Raw genomic sequence first — 1,207 nt, forward strand, 5'->3', positions numbered from 1 at the left:
CCGACGTCCCCCCGAGATTGAGTAGCGAAGCGGTTTGGAGTCCAATCCTCAATGACAAGGAGATTGGACGTGAAGAAGCGCTTTTCCGAAGAGCAGATCATCGGCTTCCTGCGCGAAGCTGAGTCCGGCATGCCCATCAAGGACCTCTGCCGCCAGCATGGCTTTAGCGAGGCCTCGTACTACCTGTGGCGCAGCAAGTTCGGCGGCATGAGCGTGCCCGACGCCAAGCGGCTCAAGGACCTGGAGGCGGAGAACACACGCCTGAAGAAGCTACTGGCAGAACAGGTCTTCGAGAACGACGTCATCAAGGATGCGTTGCGAAAAAAGTGGTGACCGCGCCGGCGCGCAGGCTGCTGGTGCGGAGCATGGTCGAGAAGGGGTTGAGCGAGCGGCGAGCGCTGACGGTGGTGCGGATGAGCGCTAGCGCGCTGCGCTATGAGCCTCGGCCCGACAACAACGTTGAGCTGCGCGAGCAGATTGCTGCGCTGGCGCACCGGCACAGACGCTACGGGGTGGGCATGATCCATCTGAAGCTGCGGCAGAAAGGACTTGTCGTGAACTACAAGCGAGTGGAGCGGCTGTATCAGGAAGCGGGCCTGCAGGTGCGACGCAGAAAGCGCAAGAAGGTGCCGGTAGGCGAGCGCCAGCCCCTCCTGCGGCCGTCCGCTGCCAATGAGGTGTGGTCGATGGACTTCGTGTTCGACCGTACCGCGGAAGGCCGGGTGGTCAAGTGCCTGACGATCGTCGACGACGCCACCCACGAGGCTGTGGCCATCGAAGTGGAGCGGGCAATATCCGGGCAAGGCGTGTCCAGGGTACTGGACAGGCTGGCCATGCAGCGCGGCTTGCCACGCGTGATCAGGACAGACAACGGCAAGGAGTTTTGCGGTAAGGCGATGGTGGCCTGGGCTCACGAAAAGGGAGTTGCCCTGCGTCTGATCGAACCGGGCAAGCCGAACCAAAATGCGTACGTCGAGTCCTTCAACGGACGGCTGCGCGACGAATGCCTCAACGAGCACTGGTTCCCGACGTTGCTTCATGCCCGTACCAGTATCGAAAGCTGGCGGCGCGACTACAACGAAGAAAGACCCAAGCGAGCGCTTGGCGGGCTAACCCCCGCCCAGTACGCCGCGCAGTTGGCGGCGAAGAAAGATAACATCAGCACCGGACTCTAAACCCGCCCACTACTCAAGCCGGGGGGACGTCG

Annotated in this window: 1 protein-coding gene; it reads left to right on the forward strand. The window is 62.3% G+C overall.

Annotated features, from left to right (window positions below):
• Window positions 1–51: 51 nt before the first annotated feature.
• A protein-coding gene (locus tag IC535_RS18710) for an IS3-like element ISStma13 family transposase (protein ID WP_228887739.1) occupies window positions 52–1,175 on the forward strand; the annotation gives its coding sequence in 2 pieces (ribosomal slippage) (window positions 52–328 and window positions 328–1,175; 1,125 coding nt in all).
• Window positions 1,176–1,207: the final 32 nt, after the last annotated feature.

The organism is Stenotrophomonas rhizophila (assembly GCF_020857975.1).
GTDB classification, from domain to species: domain Bacteria; phylum Pseudomonadota; class Gammaproteobacteria; order Xanthomonadales; family Xanthomonadaceae; genus Stenotrophomonas; species Stenotrophomonas rhizophila_C.